This is a genomic window from Clostridium ljungdahlii, assembly GCF_001636845.1.
Lineage (GTDB): Bacteria > Bacillota > Clostridia > Clostridiales > Clostridiaceae > Clostridium_B > Clostridium_B ljungdahlii_A.
Map to the genome: position 1 here is coordinate 244,907 of NZ_LITT01000011.1, position 20,815 is coordinate 265,721.

A 20,815-nucleotide genomic window follows, 5' to 3' on the forward strand; every position below is an offset into this window, starting at 1 on the left:
TACGTAATTAAATTATAAGGTAGATATATATATGTGTCAAACTTAAAAATTAATTATAATTAGCCCAAAAATTCAGATAAAAAGTGCTTGCTTTTGATGGGAGCTGAGTTGATAAACAAAATTCTTTGTATCAGAAATTTAAAAAAAATATGTTAAAAAACTATGAATTCATATATTTTTTACCCCAAAGGCATAGTTCAGTTAAGATGTTTTCTAAGGATTTTCCCCTATCTGTAGGTATATACTCCACTTTAGGTGGAATTGTTGCATAAGCAATTCTTTCAATAAGAGCATCCATCTCCAAAGTCTTTAACTCTTGAGATAGTATCTTATGACTTATATTGGGAATAGATTTTTTAAGTTCCCCATATCTTATAGGATCATTTTTCAATATATACCATAATATTATTGCTCTCCACTTACTTCCAATTACAGTCATGGCAAATCCTATAGAACATTTAAAATCCTTTTGCCGTTTTCTCTGATTTGGAAATTTTTCAATTATGTCTTTATTCATACAATATCCTTCTTTCCAAATGGTAAGTATCTGATTAAAAAGTGCGTACTTGTATGTATACTCCAACAAAACTATTATAGTATACATAGATATTAATTGCTATGCATTAATAAAATAGTGTTTAATTTATTAATGCATAATATATTTAAGGGAGGAAAGCCATGATAAGAAAGTACAATTTATATCAAATTGATTCATTTACAAAAGAAAAGTTCACAGGAAACCCAGCAGGAGTAATAACAAATGCAGAGGGATTAACTGATTATGAAATGCAAAAAATTGCTAGAGAACTTAATAACTCTGAGACAGCTTTTATCTTTTCTTCAAATAGCAGAGAGTATGATGTTCATATACGTTTTTTTACTCCAACAAATGAAGTGCCAATTTGCGGACATGCTACTATTGCTGCTCATTATGCTCGTGCTGTTGAAAATGGGATTGATACTTCAAGAGTTTATCATAAGACAGGTGCGGGAATCTTACCTGTTGATATAATAAAAAAAAATGAGGATTATAAGATCGTTATGACGCAGGGAAAAATTGAGTTTGGCACTATTATAGAGGGCATAAATAAAGAAAAGCTCTTATCAGCACTTAATATAAAAAATAGCGATCTACTGGAAAACTATAAAATTCAAATTGTGTCTACAGGCCATTCTAAGGTTATGATTGGTATAAAGAGTATTGAAACTTTAAATGAATTGCAGCCGGATTATGCTGCACTTTCTAAGCTAAGCAAGGTTATTAAATGTAATGGATATTATGTTTTTACAACTGATTTACAGAATAGTGATATTTTAATACACGGCAGAATGTTTGCACCTGCAATAGGTATTAATGAAGATCCTGTTACTGGCAATGCAAATGGTCCTTTGGGTGCATATCTTGTTCATCATAACCTTATTCACCACAATAATTCTTTATTTAAATTTAAGGCTGTGCAGGGAGAGGCTATAAGAAGACCAGGAATTATTGAAGTTGAGGTAAATATAGAAGATAAAGAGCCAGTAGAAGTTAAAATTTCTGGAGACGCTGTAATAATATTTAAAACTGAATTATTATTAAAAGATTAAAGAAAAAATCTACATTTGTAGATTATGCTCATTTATGACTAATTTTAATAATTAACGCTAGGTATTGACTATATGAGCATTGTTTAATATTATATTCTCATGAATGAGAATTAGAAAGAAGGTCTTTATCATAAAGAATATAATATTTGATGTTGATGGTACATTATGGGATACAACAGAAATTGTAGCAAAAGCCTGGAACAGGGCAATTTCAGAAGTAGAGGAAGCAGCTCCACTTATAACATCCTCTGTGTTAAAAAAAGAGTTTGGAAAAACTATGGATGTAATAGCAGATGATTTGTTCTATGATGCTAGTGAGAGTAAAAGAAAGTTGATAATTAATAGATGTTGTAAATATGAGCAGGATGCCTTGAGAGAAAATACAAATAACCTGCTGTTTCCCGATGTAAAAGAAACCATTAGGAAATTATCAGAAAAATGTCATTTGTTTATTGTGAGTAATTGTCAGTGCGGTTATATTGAATTATTTATGAGGAAGGCAGGAATTGAAAAGTACATTACAGACTTTGAATGCTTTGGAAATACAGGTAAGGGCAAAGGTGAAAATATCAAACTGGTTATAGAAAGAGATAATTTAGATGATGTAATATATGTTGGAGATACCCAGGGAGATTATGAAGCAACTGCATTTGCCAGAGTTCCTTTTGTATTTGCAAAGTACGGTTTTGGTAGTGTTGAAAACTGCTATTTAGCTATCAGTGGGGTAAAAGAATTGTTGAATTTGTGTTAGAAGGAAAAATATACATATAGGTTCAGAATGAGATCTTCCTAATGAGGTAGGTCTTATTTTATGTAAAATTTTAGCTTATTAAAAAAACTTGTTCTTGAATCTCAATATGGTTTATATTGCTCAATACTAAAATTTTATGTGAGTTTCTCTAATGAAAAAGCTGAATATATAAAATTAATAGCAAAGTCAGCAAAAGGTAAAGATTTAGCAACGTTTAGTCTTGATAATAATAATGATATGTTAAAAATAATTGATGAATTGGATAGAGATATTAAAGAATTGTATTCAGTTAATCCATATATTAGACTATATGTAACAATGCAATAAAAGTAAGGATTATTAATGCTTAATAAGTTCTTACTATACTTTCATGCATAGACGGTGGATGGCTTGTTAGATAGAATCTAATACTATAAAAATTTTTACTTAAGTTTTTTATTTATATTAGGTATCTTTATCCGATGACTACCACTCTAATACTCCAACGCACACAGCGAAAGCGACTATCACCAAATCAAAGATTTGGGATATCTGCTTTTCTCCAAGTGGGAGTAAAGAGCGGCTATGTCCCTGGATAACGATTTTCCCTAAAAAGGATAACGCCTTCTAAGTGCTGAAGCACTTAGAAGCCTGTTAATAAGCATCAGGTGGAGTTAAAACTCCATCTGATGCCAAAAACTCTGTTTATGATTATGAATAAAAATCTTTACATTTAAGAAGTAGAATTAATACTGTAATCTTATTTTGTCATATATTTCCTTCCTCTTACATATCTTCTTATGGATTCACCTGCTTCAGCAAGTTGAAAAGCGTCAACTAATATCCCCTCTTTATTTTTAACCTTGAGTTTTTCAGCATTAAAAAAGTAAAAAGAATCCTTAACTAATCCATCTTTTATAGAATCCAAAGAACAATATAATATCTTTGTACATTCCTTATTAAGCTGGACAGTATACCTATTATAACCATCCCAATCACAAAAATAAGGTATAAAATATTTAAAATCGAAACTATCCAAGAATTTTTTGCAATCTTCTCTGTTATTAAAATAATTTAAACTATTAATTTTTAGTCATCTCCTTCTTACATAAGTTTAGGATTCCCTAACTCATTGATTATATTATACTTGCTACTTGTCTTGTTGCCAATATATATTTTTTAATATTATAAGCAATAGAAAAATTTGAAATGTTAAGACATGACTAGAATTAAGAAAAAATAATGGGACATAATAAAAAGTACAACTAATAATGTATTTTAGGCATTTGAAAGAAAATAACAAGTCAAAGATGCGACGAATATTTTTTATCAGACAAGGAGGCAGGTTCCGCAGATAGTGAATCCTATCTAAGGGCTCTACCGACGCAGTATGATAAAAAATAGGTTAGCATACTGACTAGTTATTTCTTTGAAAATACCTTATAGGAGGGTAATAGAATGAAAAAAATTGATGAGGCAATTGATAGAATTAGGACGCTTGAATGCCCAACGGGAGACTTAGAAAATAGAGTTACAGAAATACTAGAAAACTATGGAGTTGCAGATAGAAGTAAAATAAATGTTAATAGAGATGAATATTTTGATAAGGATGAAGCACAGGCATATCGGGTTCAAATACTGAATCAGGAGCATCCTATTATGGTGCTAGCTAAATCAGGATATGATGACTATGTTGCAAAGGTTACAGATGTTTATTAAAGTAGAAAATTTAAAGTTCCACTCTAAGTCTAAGATAAGGTAACATTAAACTCTATACAGGCTACAGCATCCTTTCCTAAGGTCATGGATGAGGGATGTGTAGGCTGTAGTAGTAAAAAATGATATAGCTCTTTATTATAGTTAGTGGTTATAGCACGAACTTTTCTAAAACATTAGCTACTCCATTTTCTTCATTTGTTAAAGTGATATAGTCAGCAGCATGCTTTATTTCATCTGAGGCATTTCCCATGGCTACGGGAAGACCTGCGCATTTAAGCATGTCCAAGTCGTTTGGAGAGTCTCCAATACAAATAACTTCATTAGAAGGTATGTCCAAGTATTGGCACAGTTTTTTTACACCAGTACCTTTATTAGTATTTTTACTCAATACTTCAAAGGTATAAGTACATGTTTTAAGTACTGAAAAATTTTCATAAAAATGTTGTGGTAAACTATTGCTTAGTAGCAAATTTTTATCATAGGTACTTCTAAATTTGAAATTGCTGTAAGGTGACATATCAAAGCCAAAATGATGTACATAGTTCTCTAAAACATCTGAGTTTTCATTTATTAGGTTTACTTTTAGTATGTTGTTACGTTTTACTAAGTCTTTGAATTCAGTTATTTCATATTTTGTATTGTTTGCAACAGATTCTAATTTACCATATAAGTTGTTCTTATAAACTGAGTACGTACCATCGTTATAAAAACATAAGTCTAGTTTTAAGTCTTCTGCCATGTTATATAAATATTCTAGATCTTTGCTGTTAAAAGGCGACTGAAAAATAATTTTGTCCTCAGTATTGTTTTGTACATTAGCACCAGTGCAAGTTACGCTGTATTGATCATTTGCTATTAAATTCAAATCAGAGAGATGATGTTTAATTCCATCTATTGGTCTTCCGGTACAAAGAACAATTTTAACATCTTTTTTTGTAGCTGCTTTAATAGTTTGTTTATTTTCATTGGATATTGACTTGTTGTCTTTAAGTAAAGTTCCATCCATATCTATAAAAACAATTTTATACATTAAAATATTACCTCCTCTATAATTTTATCCGATGACTACCTGCTCTAATACTCCAACGCACACAGCGAAAGCGACTATCACCAAATCAAAGATTTGGGATATCTGCTTTTCTCCAAATGTGAGTAAAGAGCAGCTACGTCCCTGGATAATGATTTCTCCTAAAAGATAACGTTTTCTAAGTGCTGAAGCACTAAGAATCCTGTTAATAAGCATCAGGTGGAGTTAAAACTCCTCTTGATGCAAAGAACTCTGTTTATGAAATAGTAATGCATTTGTAATTTTAGCAGTGAGGATTTCTATTAAATTATACAATAGGAATAAATACAAAACAATAATGAGAGATAGTTTTAACATATAGGTGGCAATTCAAGGCACTTTTAAAAAAGTATGCCAAAGACATACTTTTTTAAGTAGTATTATTTTTTTAATGTATCTGGGTTAGCATAAACTTCATCCGGTTCGGAACCTGTCCTTATTCCTTTATCAAGCTGCTGAATTTCAGACATATCATCTTTACTTATTTCAAAATCAAATATGTCTGTATTTTCTTTTATTCTTGATGGAGTAGTTGATTTTGGAATAGTTACAACTCTCATTTGTAAATCCCATCTAAGCACGATTTGAGATACTGTTTTTTTATATTTTTTTGCAAGCTCTTTTAGAAGGGGAATTTCAAATACCTTACCCCTCATTAAAGGAGACCATGCTTCTAATTGTATACTATTTTTTTTGCAGAACTCTCTTAGATTATTTTGAATTAGCAGAGGGTGAAATTCTACTTGATTCACCATTGGCATAATTTCCGCATTTGCCATTAAGTCTTTCAAATGACCAGCGGTAAAATTGCTAACACCTATTGCTCGCACATATCCTTCTTTATAAAGCTTTTCTAAAGCTCTCCAGGTTTCATTGTGTAGTGGATTAGGCCAATGAATTAAATATAGATCAAGGTAATCTGTTTTTAGTTTTTTAATAGAAGTTTCAAAAGCTTTTAAAGTTTTTTCATAACCTTGGTCAGAGATCCAAACTTTACTTGTTAAAAAGATTTCTTTTCTAGGTACTTCACTTTCTTTTATTCCAGTACCAACTCCATCTTCGTTTTTATAGAAAGCAGCAGTATCTATATGACCATAACCAACTTTGAGAGCTTCTTTTACTGATTTAATAACAGAGGGACCATCAGCTTTATAAGTACCGAAGCCTATCCATGGCATTTTTACTCCATTATTTAAAATTGTGCAACTTTTTATATCTTGCATTTCAATCATCCTCCCAATTATAGTAAATACAAAATAGCATTTATATATTACCAATATACTTTTAGAAAATCAACATATTCTATTTATGAAGGCAGGATTTAGAGAATTTTGCAAGCATATTAATATAGCTAATTCTCAAAAAATTATAGATATCCTATCGAGCTTTGGTTATTTTTCTAAAGAGTATGCCAATGCTGCTTTACAGTGAAGTTTGATCATTTGCTTTTTATATAGAAAGATTTATTGTCTATAGCCCTCATTGTAGCCAGTATGCCATCAAGATGATCATATTCATGTTGTATTAATTCTGATAGATCTCCTTTGAAATTTAATGCTTTATCTGCAAAATTTATATCTTTGTATATTACAGAGCATTCTTTATAGCGTTTAACTTTTACTAAAAGATTTGGAAAGGACATACAGTCATCCATTACGTCCATCATTTCTTTGTTATCAAATTTAAGTACTGGATTAATAAAAACTATAGGCTTGTCAATATACATATATATCAATCTTTTAAATACTCCAATTTGCGGAGCGGCAATTGCTCTGCCTGCATTGTATTTTTTACGGAAGTCGATTAAGGTATCATGTAAATTTGAAACAGTTTTTTTTATTGAATCCATATCCTCTTTTTCTACAGGTAAACTTTTTTTGTATAAAGCATCATTTCCAAGTAATAGTATTTCTTTTATCATAAATAACCTCCTAGCTATATGTTGTGAATTTGATAAAATAGTACTATATAATTGTAACTATAAAAAGGTATGATTTTTATAAAAATTAAGGGGATGATTTTATGGAAATACCGATATTTATTGAAAGACATAGTGAAAAGCCATTGTATATTCAGATATATGAATGTTATAAAAAAGCAATATTAGAAGGTACACTTAAAAGAGGGGAAAGGTTGGAGTCTATAATGCAGCTTAAAAATAGACTTTGTATTAGTAGAAATACGGTTCAAGGGGCATATGATCAACTACTGTGTGAAGGATATATTTATAGTAAAGGTGGAAGCGGCTATTATGTGGAGGTTATAGAAGATCAAATAAAAACCGCCCAAAAAGAAAATATACCCTTAAAACTTAAACCCTTAAAAAGCATTCATATAGATGATAAAGTATATCCTTATAATTTCAAACCTGGATCAGTGGATCGTAAAAGTTTTCCATTTGCGATTTGGAGGAAAATTGAGCAAAGCCTTATGAAAAAAGAAAATATAGATATATTAACCTATTCAGATCCTAGAGGTGAATTTGAATTAAGAAGTCAAATTGCAAGTTATGTTAAAAGTTCAAGAGGAGTAATTTGTTCTCCTGACCAAATAATTATAGGTGCAGGAACTCAGACTTTGATGGCTGTATTATGTGACCTGTTTAGTGAATCTTGTAATAAAAATATTGCTTTTGAAGAACCTGGATTTTCTGCTGTAAGAAAGGTTTTCGAATGGTATGGATATAACATAGAGCCAATTGAATTGATACAGGTTGGAATGAATATAGAAAAGCTTGAAACCCTTAAAGTGACTCCTGAGTTTATATATGTAACCCCATCAAATCAACATCCTTTGGGTATGTCCATGCCTGTTTCAAATCGTATAAAACTTCTTAATTTTATTAGTAAGGCTAGGGGATATATTATTGAAGACGACTATGACAGTGAATTTAGATATAATGTAAATCCCATACCTTCACTTCAAAGTTTGGATAGTGAAGATAGGGTGATTTATCTTGGAACTTTTTCAAAAACTCTTTTTCCAGGAATGCATGTTGGTTATATGATTTTACCTGAAAATGTAATGAATCTTTTTATTGAAAAGGGAAGCTTTATAAATCAAACCGCATCAAAAATTCATCAGCTGACAATTGCAGAATTTATGAAAGAAGGTTTATTTGAAACACATCTTAGAAAAATGAGAAATATATATGCTAAAAAGCAGCAATTTCTTATAAACTGTATAAAACAACAATTTGGAGAAGATGTTGTGATTTATGGAGAGAGAGCAGGAGTTAATATTGCACTTCAGGTGAAAAATAGTCTAAATGAATTGGAATTGATAAATAGGGCTTTAGAAAATGGGGTTAAAGTCTATCCAATATCATTTTATTATTTTGATCAAGGTAATTATAAAGAAGATAATATGGTTTTCATGGGATATGGACATTTAAGCTTTGATAATATGCAAAGTGGAATAAAACTTTTGAAAAAAGCCTGGTTTTAAATTTACAAAACTGGACATCAAAAGAGAGGATATATAATTTATATTGTGCTAAACTCTTACACAAGGAGAGAGGTGTTAGAAGTGAAGTGGCTGAAACAATTAAGTCAGGTAATTGACTATATAGAAAACAATTTGGATGGTGTTATTTCATATGATGAAGCTGCAAAAATTGCCTGCTGCTCAACTTACTATTTTCAAAGGATTTTTTCCTATGTTACAGGTATTACCTTGTCTGAGTATATACGACGCAGGCGTATGACAAAAGCAGCTTTTGAATTGGAAACAACTAATAAAAAAGTAATGGATATAGGCTTAAAGTATGGCTATAAATCACCAACAGCCTTTAATCGAGCATTTCAAAGTGTTCATGGTGTTTCTCCAATTGCTGCACGGGCGCAAGGAACTACACTAAATACTTATCCACCTATCAGTTTTTCAATTTCGGTTATAGGAGGTGAAAATATGCGCTACAGAATTGAAACAAAAGAGACAATTAGAATTGTAGGAGTTAGAACAGCGCTGCAAGAAGACATGGAGTGGTTAACAGTATAAGTTAATGGAGGAATAGTTGTGAAAAAATATTTATCAATAAGTCAGATGGCAGAAATACATAATATTTCAAGACAAACACTTATCTATTATGACAAGATAGGATTATTTAAACCTACCTATATTGATGATAAGGGATATAGGTATTACAGTCCTTATCAAATTCCATTTTTAAGAGAAATTTGTTTCCTAAAATCAACAGGTATCAAGCTTAAAGATATAAAAAATAATATAAAAGACAGAAATATCAATAAAGCTATATCTTTATTGAAAAGCCATAAAGAATTGATAGATAAAGAAATAGATAAGTTGCTATTGACTCGTGATTCTATTGAAGAAAGGTTAAATTTATATTCAAATGCTGATCAATTTAAAGATGAGTTGTATAAGCCTATAATAGAAAAGCTGCCGGAGAGAAAGGCAGTATTTATACCTTATGAAAATAAAATATCAAAGCAAGAATTACATCTTACGCAAATGAAAATATGGAATATTATTAATAGGCATGGAATAGTTCCATTTGAGAGTTTTGGCACAATTATTATGAAGGATGGATTGAACAAAAAATATATATTTGAGGGAGCAGGGGGATATGTAGCCTTATCTCATGCAGATGATTATATTGAAAACACTGTTACTTTGCCTGCTGGAAAATATGTGTGTATGTATAAATATGGGATGCCCTATGATACTGAATTTTTGTATAAGCTTATAAGATGGATCAATGATAACAATTATAAAATTGTAGGCAATATAGTTGATGCATGTCTTCTAGATACTACTTTTTATGATGAAAGCAATAATGTTGATCTTTGTCAATTACAAATTCCTATAGAAAAAATTTGTTGAATTTTAAAATATCTCTTGAATGTATAGTCGATATACACCTTAAACTATTTTTATAAAGGTTGTAAATTATAAAAATAGTTTTCTTTTTTAGGGGGGATCTTTAATGGATATAGAAAATAAAAAACAAAAGGTAACAGATTTACGTTCTGCTATAGAATTGTTAAAGTCGGTTCCGGGTCAGCTAATTGAAACTGATGAACCTGTAGAACCACTTGCTGAACTATGTGGAGTTTATCGTCATGTTGGTGCTGGTGGAACAGTAATGCGTCCAACACAAACTGGACCTGCAATGATTTTTAATAAGGTGAAAGGTCATAAGGATGCAAAAGTGATTATTGGAGTTTTAGCTAGTAGGGAAAGAGTTGGCTTACTGCTTGATGCAAAACCAGAACGTTTGGGTTTCTTTTTAAATGAGGCAGTTACTCACCCAATTCAACCTGTAACAATTCCACAAGATAAGGCAGTTTGCCAAGAGGTTGTACATTATGCAGATGAGCCGGGCTTTGATATAAGAAAATTAGTTCCTGCACCAACTAATACAGAAGAAGATGCAGGACCATATATCACACTAGGTATGTGCTATGCATCTGATCCAGAAAATGGAGAGTCAGATGTTACAATACATCGTTTATGTTTGCAAAGTAAAGATGAAATTTCTATGTACTTTGTACCAGGAGCACGTCATTTAGGCGTTTTTCGTGAAAAAGCAGAAAAGGCTGGCAAACCATTACCAATTTCTATTAGTATAGGAGTAGATCCTGCCATTGAAATTGCGACATGTTTTGAACCACCAACAACACCACTTGGATACAATGAATTAAGTGCAGCAGGAGCTATTAGAAACAATGCTGTTGAATTAGTTCAATGTTTGACAATTGGTGAAAAAGCTATTGCAAATGCTGAATATGTTATAGAAGGAGAATTACTTCCTGGAATACGTGTGAAGGAAGATCAAAATACAAACACAGGGAAAGCTATGCCGGAATTTCCAGGTTACACAGGGCCAGCTAATCCTGAAGTACCAGTAATTAAAGTAAAAGCTGTTACTCATCGCCGTAATCCAATTATGCAAACCTGTATTGGACCAAGTGAGGAACATGTTAACATGGCGGGTATTCCAACGGAAGCAAGTATAATCCAAATGGTGAATAAGGCTATGCCAGGTAAATTATTAAATGTTTACGCTCATTCATCAGGTGGTGGTAAATATATGGCTGTTTTACAATTCAAAAAAAGTATACCAAGTGATGAAGGACGTCAAAGACAAGCTGCCTTATTGGCATTCTCAGCATTTTCTGAACTTAAACATGTAATTTTAGTTGATGAAGATGTAGATCTATTCGATAGTAATGATGTATTATGGGCTCTAAATACACGTTATCAAGGTGATGTTGATACAATATTTATTCCTGGTGTACGTTGTCATCCTTTAGATCCTTCACAAAATCCTAGTTATAATCCATTACTCAAGGACAAAGGAATTTCTTGCAAGGTAATTTTTGACTGTACAGTGCCATTTCGCTTAAAAGAACGTTTTAAGAGATCAAAGTTTAAGGACGTAGATCCTGCTCGTTTTGCACCAGAATTATTTAAAACAAAATAATTGAAATAGATAAAGAAAAGGTGTTGAAGTTTATGGAAGATACCAAAAGAAGTAGTAATAAAAAAAGATTAGTAATAGGTATGAGCGGTGCAAGTGGAGCAATATTAGGTATAGAAATATTAAAGATACTTAGAGAATACTCTGAATGGGAAACCCATTTAGTTATTTCAAAAGGGGCAGAAGAAACAATAGCTGGGGAAACAAACTATAAATTAAAAGATGTAACGGATTTGGCAGACAAAGTATATTCTATAAAAGATATAGGAGCAAGTATAGCCAGTGGCACTTTTAAAACTGAAGGTATGATAATTGTTCCCTGCAGTATGAAAACTGTTGCTGGTATCGCATGCGGCTACTCTGATAATTTACTTCTTAGAGCTGCAGACGTTATAATTAAAGAAAAGAGAAAATTGATATTAGTAGCTAGAGAATGTCCTTTAAGCACAATCCATTTGAGAAATATGCTTTCATTATCTGAGTTAGGTGTAATTATTATGCCTCCAATGGTGTCATATTATAATAAACCTGTTGACATCAATGATTTGAATAAGCATATTATTGGTAAAATTCTTGATAGGTTTGGAATTGAAATAAGTGGATTTAATAGATGGGGTGAAAGCGATGTATGATTTAACTTTAGAAAGAGGTAGAATAAAAGTTAATCTAAAAGCTTTTTCCGTAGGAAAAGATCTTTGTGTAATAATCTCAGGAGGAGATATCCCGCATATAGGCTCTGTAACTTTGAGTATTCCTAGACCAAGTTTGTCAAATTCAAATGAAAGAAGTGCCACAACGTCGGTTTTGAATTTGTTAGGACATAAGGATGATGAAGTTGCAAGATATGTATCACATACACTTTCTTCGAAATTAAATAAAAATGTAGTTGTAACCTGCGGTATTCATGTTGATAATATAACAGCTGAAGAGATAGATGTCGTTATAGATATTTTAAAGGAATTGACAGATATAGTAATAGAGAAAATACAAAAATTATTTTTATAACGGCTTTTAGAGAATATGTTTTTGAGGCATTTGATATATCTGCGTTAATTTACACTTGTTTTAATGAGATTATTGAATATATGATGGTTTCCTCAACGTATAAGTAAAAATACTATGATAGGGATTATGTCAGCTTCATCCATAAAAAATGGCTTCCTAATGTTATTTGATTAACGTAGGAGGTCATTTTTTATAGGATCAACTATTTTTTCATTTCTTTAATTATGCTTTTGACTCGCTTATTAAGAGCATAAGTTTTAATATTGGACTTCAATTTTGATATAAACAACTGTTCGTTTATAGGTTTAGTTATAAAATCATCAGCACCACAATTTAAAATAGCTGCAAGGGTTTTAGGATTACTTAGGGATGTAACAGCTATTATAGAAGCTTTTAGATTGGCTTTCCTTATGTCCCTGATTAAATTTTGACCAAACTCATTTTCCAATATAATATCAACTAAATATATATCATATTTTTTATTGCTTTTCAGTAGATCCTTACTAGATTTATAGGAATCTACATTATTTATGTTGTATTTTTTAAATAAATCTTTTTCAATTAGACAATCAAAACTACTGTCGTCTATAATTGCAATTTTTGCTTCCTTTAAATCTTCCATATATTCATCTGATTGAAATATAGAATCTATACGTTGAATAATTTGTTCATTCAAATCCTTTTTTAAAATATAATCAGTTACACCTAAGTTCAGAAGCTTTTTCTTTGTTCCATCAATTGCATTACTGGTTACAACAAATATGGGAATATCTTTTTTGCTGCTGTAATTTATATCCTTAAGAAAATTTTCTATAGAACCTCCTTTTGCATAAAGAGATGTTATAATAATATCAATATCGGAATCCTGTAATATTTTATAAGCTTCATTGAAATTATCAGCGGATATATAGGAATAGTTACCTTGTACTAAGGTGTTTTTTACAATATTACAAAAAAATTCACTTTCTTCAATATGTAGAACAGTATGCATATACTTCACCCCTTGGAGAATATTTATAAACATGTTGTTAAATACATTATCGTAGATATATAGGGAATAATTAATATGTTTTACATAGTTTTTAAAAATACTTATAATAAAGTTATATTATTAAAGAGAAGAAAAAACATGGAGGAAGCAGCATGAATAATGTATTTTATTATGAAACGAAAATTGGTAAAATAGGTATTGCTGAGAATGGAAAGGCCATTACTCATATAAGTTTTGGAAAAATGAATCTTCAAGATATATGTATAAATGAAACACCTTTATTGAAAAATGCAGGTAACCAGCTCCAAGAATATTTGGAGGGAAAAAGAAAAAAGTTTGATTTGCCTCTGGAACCACAGGGGACGGAATTTCAAAAGAAAGTATGGAATGCACTGCAGGAGATTCCCTATGGTAAAACATTTAGTTATAAAGATGTGGCTCAAAATATAGGAAATATAAAGGCTTGTCGTGCTGTTGGAATGGCAAACAATAAGAACCCTATTCCCATATGTATTCCATGCCACCGTGTTATAGGTTCAAATGGCAAATTAGTTGGCTATGCAGGTGGTTTAGATATAAAAGAAAAACTTTTAGAAATAGAGAAGCAAAATGCAGATAGTTAAGGTTGAAGTTCTTTAACTGTGAAATTATATGAACTTCTGCAAGTTATTTTTCTAGTAATGGGGGAAATTAGTATGAGTGAAAATGATTCGTATAAAAAAATAATAAGAGAAAAAATTTTTGAACTGGCGGATGATGAATATAAGAAATTTCAAGAAAATTTGTGTCCCGACAATAATAATATTGTAGGAGTAAGACTTCCGCTTTTAAGAGATCTTGCCAGAAAAATAGCTAAAGGAGATTGGCGTAGGTATATAAAAACCGCACAGGATGAATACTATGAAGAAACTATGCTTCAGGGAATGGTAATTGGATGTGTGAGAACTGATGTTGAAGAAAGGTTAGGGTATATTACAAATTTTGTTCCTAAAATTGATAATTGGGGTGTTTGTGACAGCTTTTGTAGTGGATTAAAATTTACAAAGTCCAATATGCAGCGTGTATGGGAGTATTTACAGCCTTATGCATCCTCTGGAAAAGAATTTGAAGTTCGTTTCTTTGTTGTAATGCTTCTTGATTTTTACATAAAGGAGAATTATATTGATAAGGTGCTGAAATCATTAGATAAAGTAAACCATAAAGGTTATTATGTTAAAATGGCTGTTGCTTGGGCCGTTTCAACTTGTTATATTAAGTTTCCAGAAAAAACAACGGAATATTTGAAAAATAATACATTAGATAATTTTACATATAATAAGGCACTACAAAAAATGGTGGAGTCCTTGAGAGTTGGAGAAGATGCAAAAGTGATTATTCGAAGCATGAAACGTAAATGAAATAAAAAGACACCAATTTTTGTTAATAGGTGTCTTTTTCATATACAATTTAACTTTTTAATTAGAACTTACGCATTTATCTTTTGCTAATACAATTGTACAAATTAGTATAAGTGAACTTCCAACCAATATTGCAAATGACATTTGCTCATTAAGGAACAACACACCTAAAAATACACTAACTATAGGTTCGAAAGTTCCTAGTATGGATGAAGATGATACTCCTATTAGTTCTATAGCTTTTAGAAGTAAAATTATTGACAATATAGTTGAAACTACAGAAATCCCTAAATAGCAAACTACAATTTTAATATTAAAGTTTAAATCTATAGATTTGTTAAACAGCCCACATAAAGCTGTACCTATTGTTGAACCTAGACAAAGATACATAGTAGTAACCCTATTATCTAAAGACCGGATGGATTTTAAATTAAGGGCGATTAGTGTGAGCCCGTAGGAAAAACCTGAAAATAGAGCTAAGCAAATTCCTAAAATGTTTATAGTATTATTTTTAAATCCAACTAATGTGTAAATACCGGCTGCAGCAAGTAATAAGGATATAATTTTTTTAGTACTCATTTTATCTTTATAAAATATAAAGCCTGCTATGCAAACTACAACTGGATATATAAAATGTAAAGTAGTTGCAAGGCCCCCACCTAAATAATTATAAGATATAAATAAAGCTTGAGTTGTTATAGTATATCCAGTAATACCAATGGATATAAGTAACAACACCTGTCCCCTTTTTAAGTTAATATTAATGTGGCTGAAGTTTAAGTATAAAAATAATATTAATGTTGAAATTAAAAATCTAAATAATAGTACGGTGGTTGGGTTAGATCCATTGAAATATGCAATTCTAGCCAAAATAGGCATAATCCCAAATGCTGTTGATGATAAAAGTGCATAAGCTATTCCTTTGTAATTATTCAAAATTTGTCCTCCTTTTGGATGTCAATAAAAAACCATACATATTATAGCATAAATTTAAAATAGTTATAACAGAAATAATATATTTGACTCATTTATTACAACAGTTTTTTCATCTTTAATACCAAAAACTTTCACTGGATAAATTGTTTGACATTTTCTATATCCAATACATTCATCATAGTGCACTTCTACATTATGATCTTTTGCACAATATCTGTGCTTTTACATATTCAGGCAATAAATTATTAACGAAGTAAACTGCTCTTATAACAGGAACACCATGGCTTGATAAGGCAAATTTAGGCGTTTAAAGCCATATATCATGTCACATTTCTGTAAGCCTTGGAGATGGAAGTATACACATCGCAATAACATAGTAGATGGCAAAATGTGAAAGTTATAGAATTTTGATAAATTAAAAAAAATTATGACAAATTAAAAAAAGCATAAAACTATGATAAAATATTGTTTGCAGAATAATAAATAGTTATTAGTAAAAAAGGACTAATCCATTAGGAGACATTTTTGAAGGGGGATATTTCAAGTGGAAGAAAAAGAATTAACACGTGGCCTAAAAGCTCGTCATATTGAATTGATTGCTTTAGGTGGTACAATTGGTGTAGGCTTGTTTATGGGATCAGCTAGTACGATCAAATGGGCCGGACCATCGGTACTGTTGGCTTATGGAGTAGCCGGCATTGCCATGTATATAGTTATGAGAATTATGGGAGAAATGCTGTATCTTGAACCATTGACGGGTTCTTTTGCAAATTATGCAAATAAATATATATGTCCTTGGGCTGGATATATGACAGCATGGTGTTATTGGTTTATGTGGATAGCTGTAGGTATGTCGGAAGTTACGGCCCTAGGCATTTATATGCATTATTGGTTTCCAGCTTTACCAGCCTGGATTCCGGCTTTAATCGGTGTGGCCATTCTTGCTGCTGCTAATCTGACTTCAGTTAAGTTTTACGGTGAATTTGAGTTTTGGTTTTCCTTAATTAAGATTGTCACGATTGTAGCTATGCTTATAATCGGATTTGGATTGATTTTCTTTGGTTTCGGTAACCACGGTCAAGCTATTGGGTTAGCAAACCTTACAGCAAACGGAGGTTTCTTTGCCGGCGGCTGGAAAGGTTGGTTATTTGCCTTATGCTTGGTAACGGCATCTTATCAGGGTGTAGAACTTATCGGCATCACAGCAGGAGAAGCACAGGATCCAAAAAACACATTAAGAAAAGCAACGAAAAATATCATTTGGCGTATATTGATTTTTTATATTGGTGCTATATTTGTAATCGTAACTATTTATCCATGGAATAAAATCAGTGCTCTTGGCAGTCCATTCGTTTTGACTTTTGCTAAGATTGGGATTTCCGCTGCTGCTGGAATCGTCAATTTTGTAGTACTGACAGCAGCAATGTCTGGCTGCAACAGCGGAATTTATAGCTGCGGTCGTATGCTTTATACCTTGTCAAAAAATGGACAAGCTCCTAAATTTCTTGGCAAAGTAACTAAAGATGGTGTACCAGCAAATGCTATTAAAGCAACTTTAGCTTGTTTGCTCGCCTGCGTGGCTTTAAATTATATCTGTCCAAATTCTAAATTATTTGTTTATATCTATAGTGCCAGTGTTCTTCCGGGCATGGTTCCATGGATTGTTTTGTGCATTAGTCAAATAAAATTTCGAAAAGAACATGCAGCCGAAATGGAAGGGCATCCTTTTAAATCAAAGCTTTTCCCATATGCCAACTATATTGTAGTAGGGTATCTTTTCTTAGTTTTAATTGGCATGTGCTTTAACTCCGATACTCAGATGTCCTTACTTGTTGGTGCGGTGTTCTGCGTCATCGTTACTATCGGCTATTTTGCTTTTGGCATCAACAAGCGTGCTGCTCTGAAAGTAGAAAAATTTAAAGATGAAGAATTAGGAACCAAATAAACAACATAACAAAAGCACTATCATGGGAATTATCACACATGATGGTGCTTTTATTATGTATAAATATATTTTTACTAGAAAAACTATAAACAGAGTTCTTGGCATCAGGTGGAGTTTTGACTCCACCTGATGCCAAGAAATCGTTATCCAGGGACGTAGCTGCTCGCAACGTGCACTTCTTGGAGAAGTGGGAGTATTAGAGCAGGTAGTCATCGGATAAAAGATAAGATATGGAATATTGTATAATATCCATCAGCATAAAATATTAAAATAGGAGGAGATTTATATGAGCCAAACTGTACTAGAAAAAACAGAAGGGCGAGTTAGCTATCATGATTCTGTAGAGGAAATGCTTAAAAGAATCAGGGAAGATGGTATGTCAAATGTATTTGACAGATGGTCCTCTCAAGAAAAAATTAGATGTAAGTTTTGCCTAGAAGGATTGAGCTGTCAATTGTGTTCTCAAGGTCCCTGCAGAATTAATCTTAAAGGAGAACAGAAAAAAGGTGTCTGTGGAATTGGTCCAGATGCTATGGCAATGCGAAATATGTTACTTAAAAACATAATGGGAGCCGGTACATACAGCCACCATGCATATGAAGCTTTTAGAACATTAAGAGAAACTGGAGAAGGCAAGACTCCATTTACAATTAAAGATGTGGATAAACTTAAATGGATGTGCCAGAAAGTTGGAATTAATACAAGCGGAGATACTAATAAAATGGCAGTGGATCTGGCAAATTTTTTGGAAGCTGAAATGGGTAAAGATGTAGAGGAACCCAGTGTTATGGTAGATGTGTTTTCACCAAGAAAGAGAAAAAAAGTTTGGAAAGATCTTGGAATTTATCCTTCAGGAGTAGTTCACGAAGAGCAAAATGCAGTAGCAAGTTGCTTAACAAATGTTGATGGAGATTATGTATCACTAGCTAAAAAAGCGCTGCGGTTAGGTTTGTCAACTATTTATACAGCACAAATAGGACTTGAAATGGTACAGGATATACTTTTTGGCACGCCTAAACCCCATGAGGTAAATGTGGACTTAGGAATTATGGATCCAGAGTATGTAAATATTGTATTTAATGGACATCAACCTTGGGCTGGTGCTGCTACCCTTCAAAAGGCAAAGATACAGCAGATACAGGAAAGAGCAAAGGCAGTTGGTGCAAAAGGGCTTAGAATAGTTGGATCAATTGAAACAGGGCAGGAATTATTACAAAGATTTGAAGTAGATGATGTATTTGTAGGCTTAATGGGAGATTGGCTATCTATAGAACCACTTCTTGCTACAGGTACAGTTGATGTTCTTGCAATGGAAGAAAATTGCTCCCCACCTGCAATAGATCATTATGCTGAAAAGTATCAGGTAACTTTAGTAGGTGTAAGTACTATTATAGGTATTCCGGGATTAAATCATATGATTCCATATAATCCTGAAAAAGTGGGTGAAATGGCTGACAAATTGATTGATTTGGCCATTGAAAACTTTAAAAAGAGAAAGGATAACATTACACCAAAAGTTCCTAAAATAACACAGAAGGCAATAGCAGGGTTTTCTACTGAAGCAGTTTTAGAAGCTTTAGGAAATAAGCTTGATCCACTTGTTGATGTCATTAAAGCAGGAAAGATTAAGGGAATTGTGGCTTTGGCAAATTGTTCAACTCTAAGAAATGGTCCTCAAGATTGGAATACAGTTAACCTGGTAAAGGAATTGATTAAAAAGGATATTTTAGTTGTAGCCGGTGGGTGCGGCAATCATGCTCTTGAAGTAGCAGGACTGTGTAATCTAGATGCAATAAGCATGGCTGGCCAAGGATTAAAAGAAGTATGTAATATGCTCAAGATTCCTCCAGTTCTAAGTTTTGGAACTTGTACAGATACGGGAAGAATATCCATGCTTGTTACAGAACTTGCTAATCACCTTGATGTAGATATACCAGATCTTCCTATTGCAGTAACGGCCCCTGAGTGGATGGAACAAAAAGCTACCATAGATGGTCTATTTGCAGTAGCCTATGGTGCATATACACACTTATCTCCAACACCATTTTTAACAGGTGCAGAACAACTTGTAAAGCTTCTTACTGAGGATGTAGAGAGTTTAACAGGGGGTAAAGTTGCATTAGGAGATAATCCAAAAGAGGCAGCTGATAATATTGAAGCACATATATTAAGCAAAAGAAAGGGTTTGGGGTTATAAGGCATTAGGCATTTTCAAAGAAATAACTAGTCAGTATGCTAGCCTATTTTTTATCATACTGCGTCGGTAGAACCCTTAGATAGGATTCACTATCTGCGGAACCTGCCTCCTTGTCTGATAAAAAATATTCGTTGCATCTTTGACTTGTTATTTTCTTTCAAATGCCTTATTAAATGGACGGCTAAAAATAATAGCCGTCCATTTTAGCCCTGAATCTTAGCTTCAGGAACTTAAAAAACAAAAATATGTTTGTGTGTGTATGTATTAAATAGAAAGGGAGTTCATTTAAGTTTATGAAAATGACTTTTTATTGAGCTGTAAATTGAGATATAAAATCATTCTCATTATCCCAAGGTAAAATGTCTCCATCTTCCCGAAGATAATTTAAAATTTCCCATACTCCTTTTTTTGTATAAGAACTTATGCGAAAAATTGTTTTACATCCAGCAAGTTTTAACCATTCCTCTGCCCGATCTGGATTAGCATTAGGTCGGTCTATTTGTGTTACTATACCTATAACTTCACGGTTTACAAGAGGTCTGATATTGGGGGGATATATGGAATAAGGTTCTATAGCACTAAGCAATAGACCTACTACATCTGCTTCATAAGAATATATAGCAAGAGCACTTGCTAAAGATCTATTTTCTGCATATTCCCCTGGGGTGTCAATAATTACATCGAAATTATTAATATATTGGGTTTTATGGTAAGAGATTTCTTGCCCTCTTAAAGTCTGGGTTAAAGTAGTTTTTCCACATTCGCTCCTGCCAAACAAAATTAATTTTTTCATG

General features: G+C 32.1%; 21 protein-coding genes and 1 pseudogene. 14 read left to right on the forward strand and 8 right to left on the reverse strand.

What is annotated here, in order from left to right; genetic code table 11:
- Window positions 1-160: 160 nt before the first annotated feature.
- On the reverse strand, window positions 161-517 hold the full coding sequence (locus tag WY13_RS06450; RefSeq protein WP_063554878.1) for a winged helix-turn-helix transcriptional regulator: 357 nt from the start codon (window positions 515-517) through the stop codon (window positions 161-163).
- A 161-nt stretch (window positions 518-678) separates the two neighbouring features.
- Between WY13_RS06450 and WY13_RS06455 the strand changes: the two genes are divergently transcribed.
- From WY13_RS06455 to WY13_RS21505, 3 genes are all read left to right on the forward strand, one after another.
- The gene (locus tag WY13_RS06455; RefSeq protein WP_063554879.1) at window positions 679-1,590 is read left to right on the forward strand and encodes a PhzF family isomerase; all 912 of its coding nucleotides are present in this window, start codon (window positions 679-681) and stop codon (window positions 1,588-1,590) included.
- 103 nt (window positions 1,591-1,693) lie between these two features.
- Window positions 1,694-2,341 (forward strand): HAD family hydrolase, encoded by a 648-nt coding sequence (locus WY13_RS06460; RefSeq protein WP_063554880.1) that lies wholly within the window; start codon window positions 1,694-1,696, stop codon window positions 2,339-2,341.
- Between the two features lie 138 nt (window positions 2,342-2,479).
- On the forward strand, window positions 2,480-2,668 hold the full coding sequence (locus tag WY13_RS21505) for a hypothetical protein (protein ID WP_063554881.1): 189 nt from the start codon (window positions 2,480-2,482) through the stop codon (window positions 2,666-2,668).
- A gap of 412 nt (window positions 2,669-3,080) precedes the next feature.
- On the opposite strand, the gene WY13_RS06470 is transcribed toward WY13_RS21505, so the two are convergent.
- Entirely contained in the window at window positions 3,081-3,359 is a 279-nt protein-coding gene (locus WY13_RS06470) for a hypothetical protein (protein ID WP_192844998.1), read from the reverse strand.
- Between the two features lie 419 nt (window positions 3,360-3,778).
- On the opposite strand from WY13_RS06470, the gene WY13_RS06475 reads away from it, so the two are divergent.
- Window positions 3,779-4,039, forward strand: a complete 261-nt coding sequence (locus WY13_RS06475; RefSeq protein ID WP_063554883.1) for a hypothetical protein — start codon at window positions 3,779-3,781, stop codon at window positions 4,037-4,039.
- 148 nt (window positions 4,040-4,187) lie between these two features.
- On the opposite strand, the gene WY13_RS06480 is transcribed toward WY13_RS06475, so the two are convergent.
- From WY13_RS06480 to WY13_RS06490, 3 genes are all read right to left on the reverse strand, one after another.
- A complete protein-coding gene (locus WY13_RS06480; RefSeq protein ID WP_063554884.1) occupies window positions 4,188-5,069 on the reverse strand; it encodes a Cof-type HAD-IIB family hydrolase in 882 nt (293 codons plus the stop codon).
- Between the two features lie 416 nt (window positions 5,070-5,485).
- A complete protein-coding gene (locus WY13_RS06485) occupies window positions 5,486-6,328 on the reverse strand; it encodes an aldo/keto reductase (protein WP_063554885.1) in 843 nt (280 codons plus the stop codon).
- Between the two features lie 215 nt (window positions 6,329-6,543).
- The gene (locus tag WY13_RS06490) at window positions 6,544-7,026 is read right to left on the reverse strand and encodes a peptide deformylase (RefSeq protein ID WP_063554886.1); all 483 of its coding nucleotides are present in this window, start codon (window positions 7,024-7,026) and stop codon (window positions 6,544-6,546) included.
- Between the two features lie 101 nt (window positions 7,027-7,127).
- On the opposite strand from WY13_RS06490, the gene WY13_RS06495 reads away from it, so the two are divergent.
- The 6 genes and pseudogenes from WY13_RS06495 to WY13_RS06520 all read left to right on the forward strand — a co-directional run bounded on the left by WY13_RS06495 (window position 7,128) and on the right by WY13_RS06520 (window position 12,555).
- Complete coding sequence (locus WY13_RS06495; protein ID WP_063554887.1) at window positions 7,128-8,552, forward strand: PLP-dependent aminotransferase family protein; 1,425 nt, start codon at window positions 7,128-7,130, stop codon at window positions 8,550-8,552.
- 81 nt (window positions 8,553-8,633) lie between these two features.
- Window positions 8,634-9,089: pseudogene (locus WY13_RS06500) on the forward strand (helix-turn-helix transcriptional regulator); the annotation flags it as partial.
- 33 nt (window positions 9,090-9,122) lie between these two features.
- Complete coding sequence (locus WY13_RS06505) at window positions 9,123-9,950, forward strand: MerR family transcriptional regulator (RefSeq protein ID WP_063554888.1); 828 nt, start codon at window positions 9,123-9,125, stop codon at window positions 9,948-9,950.
- Window positions 9,951-10,053: 103 nt separating this feature from the next.
- Window positions 10,054-11,553, forward strand: a complete 1,500-nt coding sequence (locus WY13_RS06510; protein ID WP_063554889.1) for a UbiD family decarboxylase — start codon at window positions 10,054-10,056, stop codon at window positions 11,551-11,553.
- A gap of 32 nt (window positions 11,554-11,585) precedes the next feature.
- Window positions 11,586-12,182 carry a UbiX family flavin prenyltransferase gene (locus WY13_RS06515; RefSeq protein WP_063554890.1) on the forward strand — a complete coding sequence of 199 codons (597 nt, stop codon included), beginning with the start codon at window positions 11,586-11,588 and terminating at the stop codon, window positions 12,180-12,182.
- Window positions 12,175-12,555 (forward strand): proteasome assembly chaperone 4 family protein, encoded by a 381-nt coding sequence (locus WY13_RS06520; RefSeq protein ID WP_063554891.1) that lies wholly within the window; start codon window positions 12,175-12,177, stop codon window positions 12,553-12,555. Before WY13_RS06515 ends, WY13_RS06520 begins: the two co-directional genes overlap by 8 nt.
- Window positions 12,556-12,757: 202 nt before the next feature.
- Here the strand turns inward: WY13_RS06520 and WY13_RS06525 are convergent, their stop codons facing one another.
- Window positions 12,758-13,546, reverse strand: coding sequence for a response regulator (locus WY13_RS06525; RefSeq protein ID WP_063554892.1), 789 nt, complete (start codon window positions 13,544-13,546; stop codon window positions 12,758-12,760).
- Window positions 13,547-13,698: 152 nt separating this feature from the next.
- Between WY13_RS06525 and WY13_RS06530 the strand changes: the two genes are divergently transcribed.
- Both WY13_RS06530 and WY13_RS06535 read left to right on the forward strand, forming a co-directional pair.
- A complete protein-coding gene (locus WY13_RS06530; RefSeq protein ID WP_063554893.1) occupies window positions 13,699-14,169 on the forward strand; it encodes a methylated-DNA--[protein]-cysteine S-methyltransferase in 471 nt (156 codons plus the stop codon).
- Window positions 14,170-14,241: 72 nt separating this feature from the next.
- On the forward strand, window positions 14,242-14,943 hold the full coding sequence (locus tag WY13_RS06535; RefSeq protein WP_063554894.1) for a DNA alkylation repair protein: 702 nt from the start codon (window positions 14,242-14,244) through the stop codon (window positions 14,941-14,943).
- 57 nt (window positions 14,944-15,000) lie between these two features.
- On the opposite strand, the gene WY13_RS06540 is transcribed toward WY13_RS06535, so the two are convergent.
- Entirely contained in the window at window positions 15,001-15,879 is an 879-nt protein-coding gene (locus WY13_RS06540) for a DMT family transporter (RefSeq protein WP_063554895.1), read from the reverse strand.
- 544 nt (window positions 15,880-16,423) lie between these two features.
- Between WY13_RS06540 and WY13_RS06545 the strand changes: the two genes are divergently transcribed.
- Both WY13_RS06545 and cooS read left to right on the forward strand, forming a co-directional pair.
- Complete coding sequence (locus WY13_RS06545; RefSeq protein ID WP_063554896.1) at window positions 16,424-17,824, forward strand: amino acid permease; 1,401 nt, start codon at window positions 16,424-16,426, stop codon at window positions 17,822-17,824.
- 286 nt (window positions 17,825-18,110) lie between these two features.
- Complete coding sequence (gene cooS, locus WY13_RS06550; protein WP_063554897.1) at window positions 18,111-20,021, forward strand: anaerobic carbon-monoxide dehydrogenase catalytic subunit; 1,911 nt, start codon at window positions 18,111-18,113, stop codon at window positions 20,019-20,021.
- Window positions 20,022-20,328: 307 nt separating this feature from the next.
- Here cooS and WY13_RS06555 read toward each other — a convergent pair whose 3' ends face one another.
- Window positions 20,329-20,814 carry a EutP/PduV family microcompartment system protein gene (locus WY13_RS06555; RefSeq protein ID WP_063554898.1) on the reverse strand — a complete coding sequence of 162 codons (486 nt, stop codon included), beginning with the start codon at window positions 20,812-20,814 and terminating at the stop codon, window positions 20,329-20,331.
- Window position 20,815: the final 1 nt, after the last annotated feature.

What these genes read in the sequence shown, in the direction of transcription:
- WY13_RS06450 (WP_063554878.1), bottom strand. Translation starts at nt 517, where the DNA reads ATGAATAAAGACATAATTGAAAAATTTCCAAATCAGAGAAAACGGCAA.
- WY13_RS06455 (WP_063554879.1), top strand. Translation starts at nt 679, where the DNA reads ATGATAAGAAAGTACAATTTATATCAAATTGATTCATTTACAAAAGAA.
- WY13_RS06460 (WP_063554880.1), top strand. Translation starts at nt 1,694, where the DNA reads ATGAGAATTAGAAAGAAGGTCTTTATCATAAAGAATATAATATTTGAT.
- WY13_RS06475 (WP_063554883.1), top strand. Translation starts at nt 3,779, where the DNA reads ATGAAAAAAATTGATGAGGCAATTGATAGAATTAGGACGCTTGAATGC.
- WY13_RS06480 (WP_063554884.1), bottom strand. Translation starts at nt 5,069, where the DNA reads ATGTATAAAATTGTTTTTATAGATATGGATGGAACTTTACTTAAAGAC.
- WY13_RS06485 (WP_063554885.1), bottom strand. Translation starts at nt 6,328, where the DNA reads ATGCAAGATATAAAAAGTTGCACAATTTTAAATAATGGAGTAAAAATG.
- WY13_RS06490 (WP_063554886.1), bottom strand. Translation starts at nt 7,026, where the DNA reads ATGATAAAAGAAATACTATTACTTGGAAATGATGCTTTATACAAAAAA.
- WY13_RS06495 (WP_063554887.1), top strand. Translation starts at nt 7,128, where the DNA reads ATGGAAATACCGATATTTATTGAAAGACATAGTGAAAAGCCATTGTAT.
- WY13_RS06510 (WP_063554889.1), top strand. Translation starts at nt 10,054, where the DNA reads ATGGATATAGAAAATAAAAAACAAAAGGTAACAGATTTACGTTCTGCT.
- WY13_RS06515 (WP_063554890.1), top strand. Translation starts at nt 11,586, where the DNA reads ATGGAAGATACCAAAAGAAGTAGTAATAAAAAAAGATTAGTAATAGGT.
- WY13_RS06520 (WP_063554891.1), top strand. Translation starts at nt 12,175, where the DNA reads ATGTATGATTTAACTTTAGAAAGAGGTAGAATAAAAGTTAATCTAAAA.
- WY13_RS06525 (WP_063554892.1), bottom strand. Translation starts at nt 13,546, where the DNA reads ATGCATACTGTTCTACATATTGAAGAAAGTGAATTTTTTTGTAATATT.
- WY13_RS06530 (WP_063554893.1), top strand. Translation starts at nt 13,699, where the DNA reads ATGAATAATGTATTTTATTATGAAACGAAAATTGGTAAAATAGGTATT.
- WY13_RS06535 (WP_063554894.1), top strand. Translation starts at nt 14,242, where the DNA reads ATGAGTGAAAATGATTCGTATAAAAAAATAATAAGAGAAAAAATTTTT.
- cooS (WP_063554897.1), top strand. Translation starts at nt 18,111, where the DNA reads ATGAGCCAAACTGTACTAGAAAAAACAGAAGGGCGAGTTAGCTATCAT.
- WY13_RS06555 (WP_063554898.1), bottom strand. Translation starts at nt 20,814, where the DNA reads ATGAAAAAATTAATTTTGTTTGGCAGGAGCGAATGTGGAAAAACTACT.